The following is a 16,780-nucleotide window of genomic DNA, read 5'->3' on the forward strand; positions in this document are numbered from 1 at the left end:
AAATCGGCGGCGATTTAAGGAATTGTGTCGTAGATTCTAGAGTGCGACAGCGTCCTTTGCGCGCCGTAAATGGCGCGCGGCGCTGTCGAGAGCGCCATTTTGCTTGCCAAAAGGCCACCGAATTCAGTAAAGCCACTGCCGGCAAATGGACCGGCGGGGTGCTCGCCATAACCGGCAGGCCGGTTTGAGCATCGCCAACTCGAAATGAAGGTTTGAACATGCAGGTTATCGAAACGCTCGCTGAAGGGCTGAAGCGCGAAATCAAGGTCGTCATCCCGGCCAAGGACATGGAAGCTCAGATGAACGAGCGTCTTGAAGACGCCAAGGGCCGTGTCCGCATCAACGGCTTCCGTCCGGGCAAGGTGCCCTTCGCGCATCTCAAGAAGATGTACGGCAAGTCCATCATGGCCGAACTCGTCAACGAGATCGTCCGCGACCGTCCGTCGGCCATTCTTTCCGAGCGCGGCGAAAAGTCTGCGACGCAGCCGGAAATCGCGATGACCGAAGACCAGGCTGAAGCGGAGAAGATCCTCGCCGGTCAGGCCGATTTCGAATTCACGCTGTCCTATGAAGTGATCCCGGCCATCGCCCTGAAGGACAATTCCGGCATCGCCGTTACGCGCGAAGTCGTCGAGGTCGACGCGTCCGAGGTTGACGAGCAGATCCTCAAGATCGCCGAAAGCGCCCGCACCTACGAGACCAAGAAGGGCAAGGCCGCCAATGGCGACCGCGTCACGATCGACTATCTCGGCAAGGTCGACGGCGAAGCCTTCGACGGCGGCAAGGACGAGGACGCAGAACTCGTTCTCGGCTCCAACCGCTTCATCCCCGGCTTCGAAGAGCAGCTCGTCGGCCTGAAGGCTGGCGAAGAGAAGGTCATCACGGTCACCTTCCCGGCTGACTACCCGGCCGCAAACCTCGCCGGCAAGGAAGCCACCTTCGACATCAAGGTCAAGGATGTCGCCGCTCCCGCCGACGTCGAGATCAACGACGACCTCGCCAAGACGCTCGGCCTCGAATCGGCCGACAAGCTGCGCGAAATCGTTCGCGGCCAGATCGAAAGCCAGTACGGCTCGGTCACCCGCCAGAAGGTCAAGCGTCAGATCCTCGACCAGCTCGACGAGATGTACAAGTTCGACACGCCGGAACGTCTGGTCGAAGCCGAATTTGAAAACATCTGGCGCCAGATCAACACGGACCTCCAGCAGTCCGGCAAGACCTTCGCTGACGAAGACACGACGGAAGAGGCTGCCCGCGAAGAATACCGCAAGCTTGCCGAACGCCGCGTCCGCCTCGGCCTCGTTCTCTCGGAAATCGGTGAAAAGGCCGGCGTCCAGGTCAGCGACGAGGAAATGCAGCAGTCGCTCTACCAGCAGCTCCGCCAGTTCCCGGGCCAGGAAAAGCAGATCCTCGAATACTTCCAGAAGACCCCGGGCGCCGCCGCTTCGCTGCGCGCGCCGATCTTCGAAGAGAAGGTCGTTGATCACCTGCTCGGCGAGATCAAGGTGACGGACAAGACCGTCTCCAAGGACGAGCTGATGGCAGACGACGAAGAGGGTTCCGAAAAGGAAACCAAGAAGGCTGCGCCGAAGAAGAAGGCTGCTGCCAAGGCCGACGCTGCGGAAGGCGAAGACGCCGCTCCGAAGAAGAAGGCCCCGGCCAAGAAGAAGGCCGCTGAAGGCGACGCCGAATAATTTGGGATAGGGCCACGACGGCCTGATCTGACACTGTTCGTCGCCCGCGGCTCTGGCCGCGGGCGATTTTTTATGCGTTCTCGATGGATGCGAGCAGCGGCCAGCCGGAAAGAACCGCAGAAGCGGGCATATCGATGAAGCCCGACCGCACCTGATCGGGATCTCGCTCATGGCAAAGCCGTGCCAGCCGGTAGCCGAGGGTGTAGCCGGCCCAGCGTGGCACCGCACCGGCCCCGAAGAACCATTCGGCATGGTCATAATAGGGATTTTCGAGTTCCGTGTTCGCCTGGGCGAGGATGCCGGGAAGCTGCTCATGATCGAGCGCCGCGGTCCAGGGCGGTGGAGCAAGGCCGGTCAGCATCTCGGCAAAGGCATCTGCCAATCCTTCCGACACGATTGCCTCGCCGAGTGTTTCCCCATAGCCGCAGGCGTTCCAGCGCATGGCGTGGTGCAGCTCATGCGCCAGCATCTGCTGGAAAACCCCGCCAGCGACATGCGCTTCGAAGGCTGGGTTGTCCGGTGCCAGACTGATCGTCACGAGGCCACGCCGGAAGCACGACCCACCCATCGCCATTTCCGGGACCGTGCCCTCGGGAAAGTTCTGTACGAGAATATCCACCGGATGGCGGCAGAGATCGGCGGGCACGCGGGCGGCTATCCGTCTGCCGATGTCGATCGTCTGTAAGCGAAGCGTATCGCGCCAGGCGGAAAGAGAGCCCTCCGCCTCCAGCAAATGAAGTGTCAGGTTCATGCCCGTCTCCCCGCTCATGCCATGCGGTGCAATGTTTGCAGAAGGAAGGGGACGCGGAAAGAGAAAACTGTCAGTGGCGCGGCGCTCGTTCCGCGTGCGTGGAGGACGCGCCCTGGCCGAGCGTCAGAAGCAGTGCCCGGTGATCCGACACTTCCGGTGATTCGACGACGGTAAATCCGGCGACTGGCACCGTCGCATTCACCAGCATGTAGTCGGCGTAGCGGCCGGGTTTCGTGTAGTGCGAGGTCCGCGTGTCCGTGAAGCCACGGGTCGTGACGAGATCGGTCAGACCGAGGCGGGAGAGCGCCCCGAACGTCCTGCTCTCCGGCAGAAGGTTGAGGTCGCCACAGAGGACGAGGCCTTCGTCCGGGCGGTGCAAACGCTGGACAAGGGCGGTCAGGGCGTCGGCCTGCGCGTCACGCTCCGGCGTGTCGCCCTTGCCGTCGACGGTCCGCAGGCCGTGGAGCTGCACAACGGTGAGCGCGCGGTCCGCGGCATAGTCGTAGAGGCGCAAGGCGTGGGCATTGCGGGGACGCGGATGCGGGCCGAAAGCGTGCGGGGAGAACGCGCCGTGCACGAAATCGAGCGCCTGGCCGATCACGGAGACATCTTGCCGGACGAAGGTGGCGAGGCCGAATTCCTGCCAGCAGGGATGGGCACCGTCCATCAGCTCGCCGCGCATGGCCGGCGCGAAGAAACCGTCATGGCCGGGCAGGGCGGCGGCGATGTCGCGGTAGAGATTGGCGCGCTGCTGGAGCTCCACCGCGCCGTCGCGATAGGTCAGAAAGGCCGAGCGCGCGGCGATGGCGCGCGGTACCTCCTGCAGGCAATAGACGTCGGCATCGACATCCGCGAGATAGGCAAGGAGCGGCGCATGCAGCATGCCGCCCCAGACGTTCAGCGACAGGATCTTCATGCGCGCTGCTCCTCCCGCGTTTTTTGCGATTCTGGGCGCAACAGGCCGGTTCGCTCGGTGGTCAGACCTGCCTTGTTCGCCGGCGAAGGATCAGCCAGCCTGCGACAGGTCGCCCATGCGGTTCCAGGCGTCGAGGCCGGCGATCTTGTAGGCTTCGGCGAGGGTCGGATAGTTGAAGGTGTTCTCGACGAAATACTCGACGGTGCCTTTCAGGTTGAGCACGGCCTGGCCGATATGGACGAGCTCCGTCGCGCCTTCGCCAACGATGTGAACGCCGAGCAGGCGGCGCGTCTTCAGCGAGAAGATCATCTTCAAGAGACCGGAATTGAGGCCCATGATATGGCCGCGCGAGGTCTCGCGGAAACGGGCCATGCCGCATTCATAGGGAATGCCGCGCTCCTTCACCTCTTCCTCGGTGAGGCCGCAGGTGGAGATTTCCGGCACGGCATAGATCCCGTAGGGGAAATATTTCGGCGGCTCCTTGGCGATGGCGCCGACGGCGACACGGGCGGCGATGCGGCCCTGTTCCATGGAGGTCGAGGCGAGCGACGGGAAGCCGACGACGTCGCCGGCGGCGTAGATATGCGGCACGTCGGTCTGGAAGGTTTCCGGATTCACGCTGAGGCGGCCGCGCGAATCGGCCGTCAGGCCCGCAGCCGGCAGGTTGAGGCTGTCGGTCGCGCCGACGCGTCCGGCGGCATAGAGCACCATGTCGCAGGTGACGCGGCGGCCGTTGTCCAGCGTGATCTCGCACTTGCCGTTGTCGAGCTTTTCCACCTTGTCGGCCTTCTGGCCGAGGATGAGCTTCATGTTGCGGTCGCGCAGATCGTGGATGAACTCCTCGACGATTTCCCTGTCGATGAAATCGAGGATCGTCGGCTTCGGGTCGATGACGGTGACCTGCGTGTCGAGCGCGGAGAAGATCGTGGCATATTCGATGCCGATGACGCCCGCGCCGATGACGGCCATGGAGCGCGGCAGTTCCTTGATATCGAGCAATTCGTCGCTGTCGAGAACGCTGACGCCGTCGAAGGGGATGCTCTCGGGACGGTACGGCTTCGTGCCGACGGCCAGCATGATGCTCTTGGCCTGGACGTGGATGGTCTCGCCGTCGTCCTTGGCGATCTCCATCGTATCCGCCGTCACGAACTTCGCCTTGCCGCGGATGTGCTGCACGCGGTTGCGGGCGAACTGGTGCTCCAGAACCTCCACCTCATGATCAAGCGTGATCAGCAGGCGGCGGCGCAGGTCGTCCGCGCTGATCTCCTGCTTGACGCGGTAGGCGCGGCCGTAGAAGCCGCGCTCGCGCCAGCCGGAGAGGTTCAGCGCCGTCTCGCGCAGCGTCTTGGAGGGAATCGTGCCGGTGTGCACCGAAACGCCGCCGACACGTTTTCCCTGTTCGATGACAAGGACCTTGCGTCCGAGCTTGGCTGCCTGGATGGCGCCGCGGCGGCCTGCGGGGCCGCTGCCCACGACGACGAGATCATATTCCTGCATGTGAGATGGCCCCAGCCTTTTGCGGGAAGAATCATATTGCGATGCAGCAATTGTCTTCGCCGTGCAAGTTTTCGTCAATCGAATGTGGCAGCAAACCGTTTCAATCGGATGAAGGAACGCTCACCCGATTTCGTTGTTTTGTAACGCGATTCGGCGCTTCCCCGCAGGGTGCGCCCCTTGATTTCAGATCAGCCTCAGCCCCTTCAGGCTGGCATGCCCGTCCTTGCCGATGATGATGTGGTCATGCACCGTGATACCAAGCGGCCGGGCGGTCTCCACGATCGTCTTCGTCATATCGATGTCCGCCCGCGACGGCGTCGGGTCGCCGGACGGGTGGTTATGGACGAGGATGATCGCCGTGGACGACAGTTCCAGCGCGCGGCGCACCACCTCGCGGGGGTAGACCGGCGTGTGGTCCACCGTGCCGTGGCCCTGCACTTCGTCGGCGATCAGCGTGTTGCGCTTGTCGAGGAAGAGGATGCGGAACTGCTCGCGCGGCTCGTGCGCCATGGCGGCGTGGCAATATTGGATGACCGAAGACCAGGAGGCGAGCACGGTCTTGTTGAGGATCTCGCTCTTCAGCGTGCGCTGGGCGACGGAGGAGACGAGTTTCAGATCCAGTGCCACCGCCTCGCCGATGCCCTTCACTTCCTGCAGCAGCGCCGATGTGGCGCCGAAGACGCCGGCAAGCGTGCCGAACCGCTCGAGCAGGGCTTTTGCCACCGGTTTGGTGTCGCGCCGGGGGATGAGGCGAAAGAGGAGGAGTTCGAGGATCTCGTAATCGGCCAGCGCGCCGTCGCCGCTGTCGCGGAAGCGCAGGCGAAGCCGCTCGCGATGGCCGTGGTAGTGCTTGTCTTCGGCGGGGGGAATCGCCTTGGCGGGCGTCGTGCGGGCGGGGCGCTCGAAGAAGTGGCCCCGCTCGTCGAGGGTGTCGAAAAGATCGTCGGCGGTCGTCGGATCGTTGCCCGTCTCGGCGGGGGAGGTCTTGTCCGTTCGGCCGCGCGATCCTGTCATGGCGGCCTTAGGCGGAAAGGCCGGGGCGGTCGAGGCCGCCGGGCGAAAGCGTGAAGATCTCGCAGCCGTCGGCCGTGACGCCCACCGTGTGTTCGTACTGGGCGGAGAGCGAGCGGTCGCGTGTCACCGCCGTCCAGCCGTCGGACAGCACCTTCACATGCGGCCGGCCGAGATTGATCATCGGCTCGATGGTGAAGATCATGCCTTCCCGCATTTCCGGCCCCTCGTTGGCGCGGCCGTAATGCAGGATGTTCGGTGCATCGTGGAAGAGGCGGCCGACGCCGTGGCCGCAGAAATCGCGCACCACCGAGCAGCGCTCGGCCTCCGCATGGGCCTGGATCGCCTCGCCGATGGCGCCGGTGCGCGCCCCGGGCCTGACGGCGGCGATGCCGCGCATCAGGCATTCATGCGTCACTTCAAGCAGGCGCTCGGCGGCGCGCTTGATCTCGCCGACCGGATACATGCGGCTCGAATCGCCATGCCAGCCATCGAGGATGAAGGTGACGTCGATATTGACGACGTCGCCCTCGCGCAGCGGCTTGTCGTTCGGAATGCCGTGACAGACGACGTGGTTGATCGAGGTGCAGCTCGACTTGGTGTAGCCGCGGTAGTTCAGCGTCGCGGGCAGGGCGCCGTGGTCCATGCCGAATTCGAACACGAAGCGGTCGATGGCGTCGGTCGCGACTCCGGGCTTGACCAGCGGATAGAGTGCATCGAGGCAGCGCGCCGTCAGCTGGCAGGCCTTGCGCATGCCGGCAAAGGCTTCTGCATCGTAGAGGCGGATCACGCCCGTGTTCTTCAGCGGCGCGGAGGACGCGTCGATATAGGTCACCATGGTCGAACTTTCGCTAGTCTTTCCGCATGTTCATAAAACAGCCATACCGGGTTCGTCCATGGTGATCGATGCCACAGGCCGGATTTGCTGGGATGTAACGGCGCATTTGACCGCATAGGCCTCGACGCCGCGAGAAATCGCCCGGCGGAACCCGGCCGCATAGGCGGGGTCGAGATCGGCGCAGATGCGGAACCGCAAACAATCCTCCCGCTGGATGAGATAAAGCATGACCGCGCGGCAGCCGGCCTCGGCCATGTCGCCGAGTTCTTCGAGATGTTTTGCGCCGCGTTCGGTCACCGTGTCGGGGAATTCGGCAAGGCCGGCGGTGCGACGGAAATGCACGTTTTTCACCTCGACATAGGCAAGCGGCCGGTCCGGCCCGGAGAGCAGGATGTCGATGCGTGAGTTGCGGCCGTATTTCTTCTCCCGTTCAAGAACGGGATAGCTGCCGAGATCGGAAACGAGACCGGCGTGGATCGCTTCCTCCGCCAGCCGGTTCGGCAGGCCTGTATTGATGCCGACGACGGTGTCGTCGGCCTCCACCAGTTCCAGCCGGTGGCGGTGCTTGCGCGTCGGGCTGTCGCTCTCCGACATCCAGATGCGCGAACGGGGCGCCGTCAGGCCGCGCATCGAGCCGGTGTTGGGGCAGGAGCCTGTTATCGCCGATCCATCATCGAGGATGGCGTCGAACAGGAAGCGCTTGTAGCGCTGAACGAGAGTGCCGGAAACGAGCGGCGGATCGAATTTCATGGCGGTTCGGCGATCAGGCGCGCACGCGCACATAGGAGCCGGGGGCTTCCTCGATCGAGTTCATGGTGCCGCCGGTCTTGCGTGCCGGCACCATGCGATCGTCCTCCGCCTTGATCCAGTCGTGCCAGTGCGGCCACCAGGAGCCCGGCGCCTCCTTCGCCTTTTCCACCCAGTCCTCGAACTCGCCCTTTACCGGCCCGCCTGTCCAGTACTGGTATTTCATCTTGTCTGGCGGGTTGACGACGCCGGCGATGTGGCCGGAGCCGGCCATCACATAGGTCACCTTGCCGCCGAAGAACTTGCTGCCGACGAAGACGGATTTCGCCGGCGCGATATGGTCCTCCTTGGTGGCGAGGTTGTAGATCGGGATCTTGACGTCCTTCAGCGACAGCTTTTTGCCGGCGAGCTGCATCTCGCCCTTGCTGAGGGTGTTGTTGAGATAACAATTCCTCAGATAAAACGAATGGTTGGCGGCGGGCATTCGCGTGGAATCTGAATTCCAGTATAGCAAGTCGAAGGGCATCGGATCCTGGCCCTTCAGGTAGTTGTTGACGAAGTACGGCCAGATCAGCTCGGAGGCACGCAGCATGTTGAAGGCGGTCGCCATCTTCGAGCCGTCGAGATAGCCGGTCGCCTTCATACCGCGCTCGATGAGGTCGATCTGCTCCTCGTCGGCGAAGACCTTCAGGTCGCCGGCATGGGTGAAGTCGACCTGCGTGGTGAAGAGCGTCGCCGTGCGGATGCGTTTGTCGCCTTCCTGGCCGTGCAGGGCGAGCGTCGCCGCGAGCAGCGTGCCGCCGACGCAATAGCCGATGGCGTTTACCTCGTCCTCGCCGGTCGCCTGCTTGATCGTGTCGAGCGCGAAGCCGACGCCCTCACGGGCGTAGGATTCCCAGTCCTTGGCCGCATGCCGTTCATCCGGGTTCACCCAGGAGATGACGAAGACCGTGTGACCCTGGTCCACGGCCCACTTGATGAAGGATTTTGCCGGGTTGAGGTCGAGGATGTAGAACTTGTTGATCCAGGGCGGGCAGATGAGAAGCGGGCGCTTCAGCACCCTGTCCGTCGTTGCGTCGTACTGGATGACCTGGCAGACGTCGCTCTGCGCCAGCACCTTGCCCGGCGTCAGCGCCATGTTCTGGCCGATAGCGAACTTGCTCGTGTCGGTCTGGCGCAGCTTCAGGTCGCCGCGGCCGGCGGCGATGTCTTCGGCCAGCATCTTCATGCCGCGCACAAGGTTCGCGCCGTTCGAGGCGACCGTCTCGCGGTAGAGTTGCGGATTGGTGGTGACGAAGTTCGTCGGCGAGATCGCGCTGGCGATCTGTCTCACATAGAAGCCCGCCTTGTGGCGCGTGTGCTCGTCGAGGCCTTCGGCATCGGCGACGAGCTTCTCCGCCCAGTCGGAGGTCACGAAATAGGCCTGGCGCAGAAAATCGAAAAACGGGTTCTTCACCCAGTCCTCATCGGCAAAGCGTTTGTCCTTGCCGTGCGGATCGGGTGCCGCATCCTGCTCTTCGCCGGAAAGGCGCCCCAGCGTGCGCGACCAGATGTTGAAATAGCTGCCGAGCAGCAGCGTCTGCGCCTCCAGCGTGCGGCGCGGGTCCGTCAGCCAGTATTCGGAGACTTTGGAGAGGGTCTTCACCATGTCGACCATCGGCTCGGAAACCGTGTCGACCTTCTCGCCGCTTTCGCGCGGGGCGAGCCACGCGGAGGCGGCCTTGCCGAGCTGTTCGACGGTGCGCGCGAAGTTGACCGTCAGCGCCTCGGGATCCTTGACGATGTAGGGCTCGATCGTCGCGGGGTCGAAGGGCTGGAAACCGGGCTTGTTTCCGGCCGCATCGCGTTCATTCGCCTTGCGTTCATCGGCCATGGTTCCCTCCCGATTTTATTGTTACTTTTGTATTTTTACATTCTCTACGAAACAGATTACAAGGGCCTGACAGCCGCATACGGCATTATCGGGAACCGGTCGTTTCGACAGGAGCATACAGCCACATGGCGTTCGAAATCAGGCGCTTGCGCGCCGCTCTCCTCATGGCTGCCGCCACGGTGGCGCTCGCTTCCTGTGCCTCGAGCGAGACCGGATCGACCGCGACGGTAAATGCCGGCGCGAACCGGGCCGATGTCTACCCTGATATCACGGCGATCGTCAGCGCCGAGACGCAGCAGATGAGCGACGAGGAAGCCGCCAGCTACAGCGCACGCCTGACGGCACTCTCCAGCCGTCGCCGTTCGGGCGCGATTTCGGAAGCCGAATACCGCCGCAAGCTTGCCGAGTTGCAGGCGCTGCGCGACGGTCACGGCAAGGCGACGCTTTCCGAAATCGAGAAGACGAATTAGCGCTTGCGTTTCTTGCCGTTTGGCAGCAAAGCGGATGACGGCCAGTTGGTCGTCGGCCGGGCGGAGTGCCTTCATTTCGAACGCTTTCGTCCGTATCCGATTTCTTGATTCGCACGGAGTTTTACGCCGTCCGGCAAAGCCGCCGGAGGGGCTCCGTGCCTAACGGGGTTAAAGATGGAAGAGTTTCACAAGGTCCGGCGTCTGCCGCCGTATGTTTTCGAACAGGTCAACCGTTTGAAAGCAAGCGCGCGAGCGGGTGGCGCCGATATCATCGACCTTGGCATGGGAAACCCCGACCTGCCGACGCCCAAGGCGATTGTCGACAAGCTTTGCGAAGTGGTCCAGGACCCGCGCACCCATCGCTATTCCTCGTCCAAGGGCATTCCCGGCCTGCGCCGCGCCCAGGCCGCCTATTATGCCCGTCGCTTCGGCGTGAAGCTGAATCCGGAAACGCAGGTCGTCGCGACCCTCGGCTCCAAGGAAGGCTTTGCCAACATGGCGCAGGCGATCACCGCGCCCGGCGACGTCATCCTCTGCCCGAATCCGACCTATCCGATCCATGCCTTCGGCTTCCTGATGGCCGGCGGCGTGATCCGGTCCATGTCGGTCGAGCCGGACGAAAGCTTCTTCCCGCCGCTCGAGCGCGCCGTGCGCCACTCGATCCCCAAGCCGCTCGCTCTCATCATCAACTATCCGTCGAACCCGACGGCGCATGTCGCCACGCTCGATTTCTACAAGGACGTCATCGCATTCGCGAAGAAGCACGACATCATCGTGCTCTCCGACCTTGCCTATTCGGAAATCTACTTCGACGACAACGCGCCGCCGCCGTCCGTTCTGGAAGTGCCCGGCGCGATTGATGTGACGGTGGAGTTCACCTCCATGTCGAAGACCTTCTCCATGCCCGGCTGGCGCATGGGCTTTGCCGTCGGCAACGAGCGGCTGATCGCTGCGCTGACCCGCGTGAAGTCCTACCTAGACTACGGTGCCTTCACGCCGATCCAGGTCGCTGCGACCCATGCGCTGAACGGCGACGGCGCCGACATCGCGGAAGTGCGCAACGTCTACAAGCGCCGCCGCGACGTGATGGTCGATACCTTCGGCAAGGCCGGCTTCGACGTGCCGCCGCCGGCGGCCACCATGTTCGCCTGGGCGAAGATCCCGGAAAAGTTCCGCCACCTCGGCTCGCTGGAATTCTCCAAGCTGCTCGTCGAGAAGGCGGATGTCGCGGTCGCGCCGGGCATCGGCTTCGGCGAGCAGGGCGACGATTACGTCCGCCTCGCGCTGGTCGAGAACGAGCACCGCATCCGCCAGGCGGCGCGCAACATCAAGAAGTTCCTCTCCACGGCGGACGAGACGATGCACAACGTCATCTCGCTGAACGCCCATCGCTGAAAAATCCGCCCTCCGCGCATCTGCGGAGGGCCTTCTTCCAAAACGTTAGGACATGACCATGGCTGATGCCCTGAAGATCGGCATTGCGGGCTTGGGGACCGTTGGTGCCTCGCTCGCGAAGATTCTCGTCGAACGCAGGGACATGCTCACGACAACGTGCGGCCGGCCGATCGAGATCGTCGCCGTGACCGCCCGCTCGAAGGGCCGCGACCGCGGCGTCGATCTTTCGGCAGCCGAATGGTTCGACGATCCGGTCGCGCTCGCCCGCGAGGCCAGGATCGACGTCTTCGTGGAACTGATGGGCGGCTCCGGCGATCCGGCCCGTGCCGCCGTCAAGGCGGCGCTTTCGCGCGGCGTGCATGTCGTGACGGCCAACAAGGCGCTGCTCGCCGCCCATGGCGTGGAGCTCGCCGGCATCGCGGAAAAGAACGGTGCCATCCTCAACTACGAGGCGGCTGTCGCCGGCGGCATCCCTGTTATCAAGGCGCTGCGTGAATCCCTGACGGGCAACACGATCTCGCGCGTCTACGGCATCATGAACGGCACCTGCAACTACATCCTGACCAAGATGGAGAAGGAAGGCCTTTCCTTCGAGGCGTGCCTCAAGGAAGCCCAGCGTCTCGGCTATGCCGAAGCCGATCCCGCCTTCGACATCGAGGGCAACGACACGGCGCACAAGCTGTCGATCCTCACGACGCTCGCCTTCGGCACGAAGATTGCGGCCGACGACATCTATCTCGAAGGCATCACCAACATCTCCATCGACGACATCCGTGCCGCCGCCGACCTCGGCTACCGCATCAAGCTGCTCGGCGTCGCACAGAAGACGGATACGGGCGTCGAACAGCGCGTGCACCCGACCATGGTGCCGCTCGACAGCGTCATCGCGCAGGTGGACGGCGTGACGAATGCCGTTGCGATCGAATCGGACATTCTCGGCGAACTGCTGATGGTCGGCCCCGGCGCCGGCGGCAACGCGACGGCCTCGGCCGTGCTCGGCGACATCGCCGACATTGCCAAGAGCCGTCCGGGTGCGCAGACCGTGCCGGCGCTCGGCCGCCCGGCCGCCTCTCTCTCCCCCTACAAGCGCGCGCAGATCCGCAAGCACCACGGCGGCTATTTCATCCGCCTTTCGGTGGAAGACCGCACCGGCGTCTTCGCCAGCATCGCCAAGCACATGGCGGAGAACGGCATCTCGCTGGAATCCATCGTGCAGCGCGCCCAGGCGAGCGCCGAGACCACTGACCCGAAGACGATCATCCTCGTCACCCATGCGACGATGGAGGATTCCGTCCGCAAGGCGGTCGCCTCCATCAAGGGCGAGGGGTACCTTGTCGGCGAACCGCAGGTGATCCGCATCGAGCGGCCGAAGACGACCTGATCTTTTCGTTTCTTCGGCGTGGCGTGGTATCAAGGGATCAATGAACCTTGCCACACCCGCCCTCGTCATCCTCGGCCCTGGGCCGAGGATTTATGCGCCACTCGCGACGGCGGATCCTCGGCGCAAGCCCGAGGATGAATAACGAGGGGCTTTTGAGGGAGAGGTCTTCGCGACTTTGTCTGCAGTGTAGAGCATTTCCAGCAAAAGTGCGAAGCGGTTTTGCGTCCGGAAATGCGGCAAAACAAGGAGATAGAGCGTTTTCGCGATTCGGGGAAAAGCGGAAAAGCTCTCGTTGCCGGAGCCGCCATGAGCATGCTGGAAAACGCCGATCCCGTCAGCCGGGCCTTCCTGAATGTCGAACGCTCGGTGACCGGCCAGCGCTGGGTGGCGCGGCTTGATCAGGCGGGCGAGAACCGGGCGCTGGCGATGAGCCAGAGCCATGGCCTGCCGGATCTCATCGCGCGCGTTCTGGCGGGGCGGGGCGTGCCCTTTGAAGGCGCCCTGGAATTCCTCGACCCGACGCTGCGCCGCCTGATGCCCGAACCCTACAGCCTGATGGACTGCGAGGCGGCTACCGAACGGCTGGCGCGCGCCATCGAAAAGCGTCAGCGCGTCGCGATCTTCGGCGACTACGACGTCGATGGCGCGTCATCCTCGGCGCTCCTCTATCGTTTCCTCGCGCATTTCGGCGTGCAGGCGGAAATCTACATTCCCGACCGCATCTTCGAAGGTTACGGCCCCAACCCCAATGCCATCGCCCAGCTTATCGAGCGTGGTGCAGAGCTTATCGTCACGGTCGACTGCGGCTCGACCAGCCACGAGTCGCTGGCTGTCGCGAAGGAGCGCGGCATCGACGTGGTCGTCATCGACCACCACCAGGTGGGCGAGGCGCTGCCGTCGGCCCATGCGCTGGTCAATCCGAACCGCGAGGACGATTTGTCGGGGCAGGGGCATCTGTCGGCCGCCGGCGTGGTCTTTCTCGTCCTGGTCGCCCTGCAGCGCGTCCTGCGGGAAAGGGGCGACGGGCGGGCGAAAACCTTCGATCTGCTCGCCATGCTCGATCTCGTGGCGCTCTCCACCGTCTGTGACGTGGTACCGCTGAAGGGGCTCAACCGCGCCTATGTGGTCAAGGGCCTCGTCGCGGCACGCCATCTCGGCAATGCCGGCCTGACGGCGCTCCTGAAGCAGGCGGGCATCGGCGGGCCCGTCACGCCCTATCATCTCGGTTTTCTCGTCGGCCCGCGCATCAATGCCGGCGGGCGTATCGGCGATGCGGCGCTCGGCAGCCGCCTCCTGACGATCGACGAACCGGGTGAGGCGGAGCGAATCGCCAAGCAGCTCGACGACCTCAACCGCGAGCGTCAGGCCATGGAGGCCGCCATGCTGGCCGAGGCGGAGGCCGAGGCACAGGCAGAATACGGCACCGGTGAAGGCGCCTCCGTCATCCTGACGGCCCGCGAGGGTTGGCATCCGGGCGTCGTCGGCCTGCTCGCCTCGCGCCTCAAGGATCGCTTCCGCCGACCCGCCTTCGCCATCGCCTTCGATCCCTCGGGTAAAGGCACCGGCTCCGGCCGCTCGATCAGCGGCTTCGATCTCGGCCGCATGGTGCGCGCCGCCGTCGACGAGGGCCTTCTCGTCAAGGGGGGCGGCCATGCCATGGCGGCGGGGCTGACGGTGGAGCGGTCGAATCTCGGCCGCCTGCGCGGCTTCTTCGAGGAGCGCGCCGAGCGCATCGTGCGCGATCTGGTGGCCGTGGAAACGCTGAAGATCGACGGTGCGTTGAGCGCAAGCGGTGCGACGCTGGCGCTTGCCGACCAGCTGGAGCAGGCCGGCCCGTTCGGTTCGGGGCATCCGCAGCCGATCTTCGCGCTGCCTGCGCACCGCGTACGCGACATCAGGCCCGTCGGCGTCAATCACCTGCGTCTCGAACTCGAAGGCCCCGATGGTGGCCGCCTCGGCGCCATGGCCTTCCGCGCGGCGGAGGCCGATCTCGGTCTTTTCCTGATGAAGCACCGCGGCCAAGCGGTGCATCTCGCTGGCACGCTTTCCGCCGACAGCTGGCAGGGCAGCCGGCGCATGCAATTCCGTGTTCTCGATGCCGCAAAGGCATTCTGAAACAACGTTATTCCGGAAAATGAAGGAGAGAGTGGCACGCCCTAGGGGAGTCGAACCCCTCTTTTCAGAATGAAAATCTGACGTCCTAACCGATAGACGAAGGGCGCGTGCGGTGGGCGTTATCTAGTCGGGACCGCTGATTTGCGCAAGCCCTAAATGCAGGAATTTTCAGTTTTTTCCGTTTGATGTTTCCGCTTTCTGCAGGCTGCGAAAACGCCAAAGGCTTCCACCCCGCCGCGAACCGGGAACATTCCTCTTCAATTGTTCGCCGGGAATGGCGACCCCTGCAGGACTCGAACCTGCGACATTCTGCTTAGAAGGCAGATGCTCTATCCAGCTGAGCTAAGGGGCCGGGGCTGGCAGGGCCAGCGAAACCTCAATGGGTCCAGGGCTGCATGCGGTTGAAGCGGAAATTGTCCGGATAGGCGACGCGCTTGCGGGTCGATTCCTTCGGCTCGATCACGCGGTAGTCGATGCCCTTGCGTTCCGCATAGGCGACCGCCTCTTCGCTGGTTTCGAAGGTGAGCTTGACCTGCTGGTACATGTCGCCGGAGCTGGTATAGCCCATGATCGGGTCGATCGTCCGCGGCTTCTCGGCATCGAATTCCAGAACCCAGAGATTGGTCTTGGCCTTGCCGGATTGCATGGCGGTCTTGGCGGGACGATAGATCTTCGCGGTCATCGAAGCGGCTCCAGAATTCTCGCATAAAGGCGCACCGTTCCGCCGGCGCGCGTTCGAGAATGCATAACCCGGATTCCGTAAAGGGGGAATGACCGAACGCGCATTTGGCATCGAAACGCCCGCCGGACTGGTCGGAGTGGAGAGATTCGAACTCCCGACCCTCTGGTCCCAAACCAGATGCGCTACCAGACTGCGCTACACTCCGTCCGTCCCGGCGATGGGGAGATACACGCATCCGCCCCCCGCCGCAACAGCAAATGGGCGTTTTCAAGCGCTTGTCGCAGGAAATGCAGGCTTACTTCGCCTTGCGCAGCGAATCCATCAATTCGCTCTCGACGCGGTTGCCCGCGCGGATGCCGAGGCGCTTGGCCGTGCCGCCGTTGAGCTCCAGCACATAGTCGATCGGCCCTTGCGAATCGATGATCGATTCGGAGTGCGGCTCGGCGTTTTCCTTGATGGCGCGCACCTTGCCGTCCTTGGCGATGAACAGCATGTCGAGCGGCAGGTACGTGTTCTTCATCCACATGAAGACCTGCCGCGTCTCACCGAACGCGAAGAGCATGCCGCGGTCCTGCGCCATCTCGCGGCGGTGCATCAGCCCCTGTTCGCGCTGGCGCGGCGTAATGGCGAGCTCCACCGTGAAGGCATGGCTCTTGCCGTCCTTCGTGACGATCGTCAGCGGCTGTGTGTCGAATGTTTCCGCCGCGAAGGCCGAAAGGGAAAAACAGAAGAAAAGCGCCAGGGCGGCGCTAGCAAGGCGCGCGAAACCGGCCGCCCGCGCGAAAAGGCCCATCAGTGGGGCCTGTTGCCGGGAACCGGCATGTCCGGGTGGATTTCCGCTGCCATCAGGCCCTTCTCGCCGTCGCCGAAGCGGACCAGCACGACTTGACCGGGACGCAGTTCCGCCAGGCCGAAGCGGCGCAGCGTCTCCATGTGGATGAAGATGTCTTCCGTGCCTTCGCCGCGCGTCAGGAAGCCGAAGCCCTTCGTGCGGTTGAACCACTTGACCAGAACGCGCTCCAGTCCGCTCGACGGCGTGACCTGCACATGGGTCTTCACCGGAGGCATCTGCGAGGGATGAACGGCCGTGGTCTGGTCCATGGAAAGGATGCGGAAGGCCTGGTAGCCGCGGTCGCGTTTCTGGATCAGCGCGACGACGCGCGTGCCCTCCAGAACCGTCTGGTAGCCGTCTCGGCGAAGGCAGGTGACGTGCAGCAGCACATCCTGCATGCCGTTGTCGGGTACGATGAAGCCGAAACCCTTGGCGACGTCGAACCACTTGATGACCCCGGTGATCTCGACGAGATCGACGGCGTCGTTGCTCTGGTCATCACGATCAGTGATTTCCTTTGAAGACACCCTATCCGCCATGACCTGCCAGCCCCTCGTTTACGCGTCACATGAGTTACG

Annotated in this window: 15 protein-coding genes and 3 tRNA genes; 5 read left to right on the plus strand and 13 right to left on the minus strand. The window is 63.7% G+C overall.

The annotated features are described in order from the left end of the window. Positions 1-218: 218 nt before the first annotated feature. Positions 219-1,694: a trigger factor gene (tig, locus tag K0P03_RS07945; protein ID WP_023516067.1), complete on the plus strand. Its 1,476-nt coding sequence runs from the start codon at positions 219-221 to the stop codon at positions 1,692-1,694. A gap of 70 nt (positions 1,695-1,764) precedes the next feature. Here the strand turns inward: tig and K0P03_RS07950 are convergent, their stop codons facing one another. The 7 genes from K0P03_RS07950 to K0P03_RS07980 form a co-directional block, all read right to left on the minus strand. Continuing rightward, a complete protein-coding gene (locus tag K0P03_RS07950) occupies positions 1,765-2,445 on the minus strand; it encodes a DUF2268 domain-containing putative Zn-dependent protease (RefSeq protein ID WP_272789319.1) in 681 nt (226 codons plus the stop codon). A 70-nt stretch (positions 2,446-2,515) separates the two neighbouring features. Next, positions 2,516-3,361: an endonuclease/exonuclease/phosphatase family protein gene (locus K0P03_RS07955; protein WP_272789320.1), complete on the minus strand. Its 846-nt coding sequence runs from the start codon at positions 3,359-3,361 to the stop codon at positions 2,516-2,518. Positions 3,362-3,451: 90 nt separating this feature from the next. Continuing rightward, positions 3,452-4,858: a Si-specific NAD(P)(+) transhydrogenase gene (gene sthA, locus K0P03_RS07960; RefSeq protein WP_023511921.1), complete on the minus strand. Its 1,407-nt coding sequence runs from the start codon at positions 4,856-4,858 to the stop codon at positions 3,452-3,454. 183 nt (positions 4,859-5,041) lie between these two features. Beyond that, positions 5,042-5,872 carry a RadC family protein gene (radC, locus tag K0P03_RS07965; protein ID WP_272789321.1) on the minus strand — a complete coding sequence of 277 codons (831 nt, stop codon included), beginning with the start codon at positions 5,870-5,872 and terminating at the stop codon, positions 5,042-5,044. A gap of 7 nt (positions 5,873-5,879) precedes the next feature. Further along, positions 5,880-6,707, minus strand: coding sequence for a type I methionyl aminopeptidase (map, locus tag K0P03_RS07970; RefSeq protein WP_023511919.1), 828 nt, complete (start codon positions 6,705-6,707; stop codon positions 5,880-5,882). A gap of 30 nt (positions 6,708-6,737) precedes the next feature. Continuing rightward, positions 6,738-7,457 (minus strand): DNA/RNA nuclease SfsA, encoded by a 720-nt coding sequence (gene sfsA, locus K0P03_RS07975; RefSeq protein ID WP_272789322.1) that lies wholly within the window; start codon positions 7,455-7,457, stop codon positions 6,738-6,740. 13 nt (positions 7,458-7,470) lie between these two features. After that, positions 7,471-9,327 carry a PHA/PHB synthase family protein gene (locus K0P03_RS07980; protein ID WP_023511917.1) on the minus strand — a complete coding sequence of 619 codons (1,857 nt, stop codon included), beginning with the start codon at positions 9,325-9,327 and terminating at the stop codon, positions 7,471-7,473. A 125-nt stretch (positions 9,328-9,452) separates the two neighbouring features. On the opposite strand from K0P03_RS07980, the gene K0P03_RS07985 reads away from it, so the two are divergent. The 4 genes from K0P03_RS07985 (at position 9,453) to recJ (ending at position 14,688) form a co-directional block, all read left to right on the plus strand. Beyond that, on the plus strand, positions 9,453-9,797 hold the full coding sequence (locus K0P03_RS07985; protein WP_023511916.1) for an SHOCT domain-containing protein: 345 nt from the start codon (positions 9,453-9,455) through the stop codon (positions 9,795-9,797). A gap of 174 nt (positions 9,798-9,971) precedes the next feature. Next, positions 9,972-11,192: an LL-diaminopimelate aminotransferase gene (locus K0P03_RS07990; RefSeq protein ID WP_023511915.1), complete on the plus strand. Its 1,221-nt coding sequence runs from the start codon at positions 9,972-9,974 to the stop codon at positions 11,190-11,192. A gap of 58 nt (positions 11,193-11,250) precedes the next feature. Beyond that, positions 11,251-12,573, plus strand: a complete 1,323-nt coding sequence (locus tag K0P03_RS07995) for a homoserine dehydrogenase (protein ID WP_023511914.1) — start codon at positions 11,251-11,253, stop codon at positions 12,571-12,573. Between the two features lie 312 nt (positions 12,574-12,885). Then, positions 12,886-14,688, plus strand: a complete 1,803-nt coding sequence (gene recJ, locus K0P03_RS08000; protein ID WP_443020573.1) for a single-stranded-DNA-specific exonuclease RecJ — start codon at positions 12,886-12,888, stop codon at positions 14,686-14,688. Between the two features lie 32 nt (positions 14,689-14,720). On the opposite strand, the gene K0P03_RS08005 is transcribed toward recJ, so the two are convergent. The 6 genes from K0P03_RS08005 to K0P03_RS08030 form a co-directional block, all read right to left on the minus strand. Then, positions 14,721-14,795: transfer RNA gene (locus tag K0P03_RS08005), tRNA-Glu, on the minus strand. 168 nt (positions 14,796-14,963) lie between these two features. Further along, a tRNA-Arg gene (locus tag K0P03_RS08010) sits at positions 14,964-15,040 on the minus strand. 24 nt (positions 15,041-15,064) lie between these two features. After that, positions 15,065-15,370 carry an ETC complex I subunit gene (locus K0P03_RS08015; RefSeq protein WP_050743877.1) on the minus strand — a complete coding sequence of 102 codons (306 nt, stop codon included), beginning with the start codon at positions 15,368-15,370 and terminating at the stop codon, positions 15,065-15,067. 128 nt (positions 15,371-15,498) lie between these two features. Further along, positions 15,499-15,575, minus strand: a tRNA-Pro gene (locus tag K0P03_RS08020). A 90-nt stretch (positions 15,576-15,665) separates the two neighbouring features. Next, a complete protein-coding gene (locus tag K0P03_RS08025) occupies positions 15,666-16,163 on the minus strand; it encodes a DUF192 domain-containing protein (protein ID WP_023517361.1) in 498 nt (165 codons plus the stop codon). Beyond that, positions 16,163-16,741 carry a cold-shock protein gene (locus tag K0P03_RS08030; protein ID WP_024270461.1) on the minus strand — a complete coding sequence of 193 codons (579 nt, stop codon included), beginning with the start codon at positions 16,739-16,741 and terminating at the stop codon, positions 16,163-16,165. Before K0P03_RS08030 ends, K0P03_RS08025 begins: the two co-directional genes overlap by 1 nt. Positions 16,742-16,780 lie beyond the last annotated feature (39 nt).

The organism is Shinella sp. HY16, from assembly GCF_028534175.1.
Classification (GTDB): domain Bacteria; phylum Pseudomonadota; class Alphaproteobacteria; order Rhizobiales; family Rhizobiaceae; genus Shinella.

Coding starts and splice junctions, on each gene's coding strand:
- tig (WP_023516067.1), top strand. CDS start 219: ATGCAGGTTATCGAAACGCTCGCTGAAGGGCTGAAGCGCGAAATCAAG.
- K0P03_RS07950 (WP_272789319.1), bottom strand. CDS start 2,445: ATGAACCTGACACTTCATTTGCTGGAGGCGGAGGGCTCTCTTTCCGCC.
- K0P03_RS07955 (WP_272789320.1), bottom strand. CDS start 3,361: ATGAAGATCCTGTCGCTGAACGTCTGGGGCGGCATGCTGCATGCGCCG.
- sthA (WP_023511921.1), bottom strand. CDS start 4,858: ATGCAGGAATATGATCTCGTCGTCGTGGGCAGCGGCCCCGCAGGCCGC.
- radC (WP_272789321.1), bottom strand. CDS start 5,872: ATGACAGGATCGCGCGGCCGAACGGACAAGACCTCCCCCGCCGAGACG.
- map (WP_023511919.1), bottom strand. CDS start 6,707: ATGGTGACCTATATCGACGCGTCCTCCGCGCCGCTGAAGAACACGGGC.
- sfsA (WP_272789322.1), bottom strand. CDS start 7,457: ATGAAATTCGATCCGCCGCTCGTTTCCGGCACTCTCGTTCAGCGCTAC.
- K0P03_RS07980 (WP_023511917.1), bottom strand. CDS start 9,327: ATGGCCGATGAACGCAAGGCGAATGAACGCGATGCGGCCGGAAACAAG.
- K0P03_RS07985 (WP_023511916.1), top strand. CDS start 9,453: ATGGCGTTCGAAATCAGGCGCTTGCGCGCCGCTCTCCTCATGGCTGCC.
- K0P03_RS07990 (WP_023511915.1), top strand. CDS start 9,972: ATGGAAGAGTTTCACAAGGTCCGGCGTCTGCCGCCGTATGTTTTCGAA.
- K0P03_RS07995 (WP_023511914.1), top strand. CDS start 11,251: ATGGCTGATGCCCTGAAGATCGGCATTGCGGGCTTGGGGACCGTTGGT.
- recJ (WP_443020573.1), top strand. CDS start 12,886: ATGCTGGAAAACGCCGATCCCGTCAGCCGGGCCTTCCTGAATGTCGAA.
- K0P03_RS08015 (WP_050743877.1), bottom strand. CDS start 15,370: ATGACCGCGAAGATCTATCGTCCCGCCAAGACCGCCATGCAATCCGGC.
- K0P03_RS08025 (WP_023517361.1), bottom strand. CDS start 16,163: ATGGGCCTTTTCGCGCGGGCGGCCGGTTTCGCGCGCCTTGCTAGCGCC.
- K0P03_RS08030 (WP_024270461.1), bottom strand. CDS start 16,741: ATGGCGGATAGGGTGTCTTCAAAGGAAATCACTGATCGTGATGACCAG.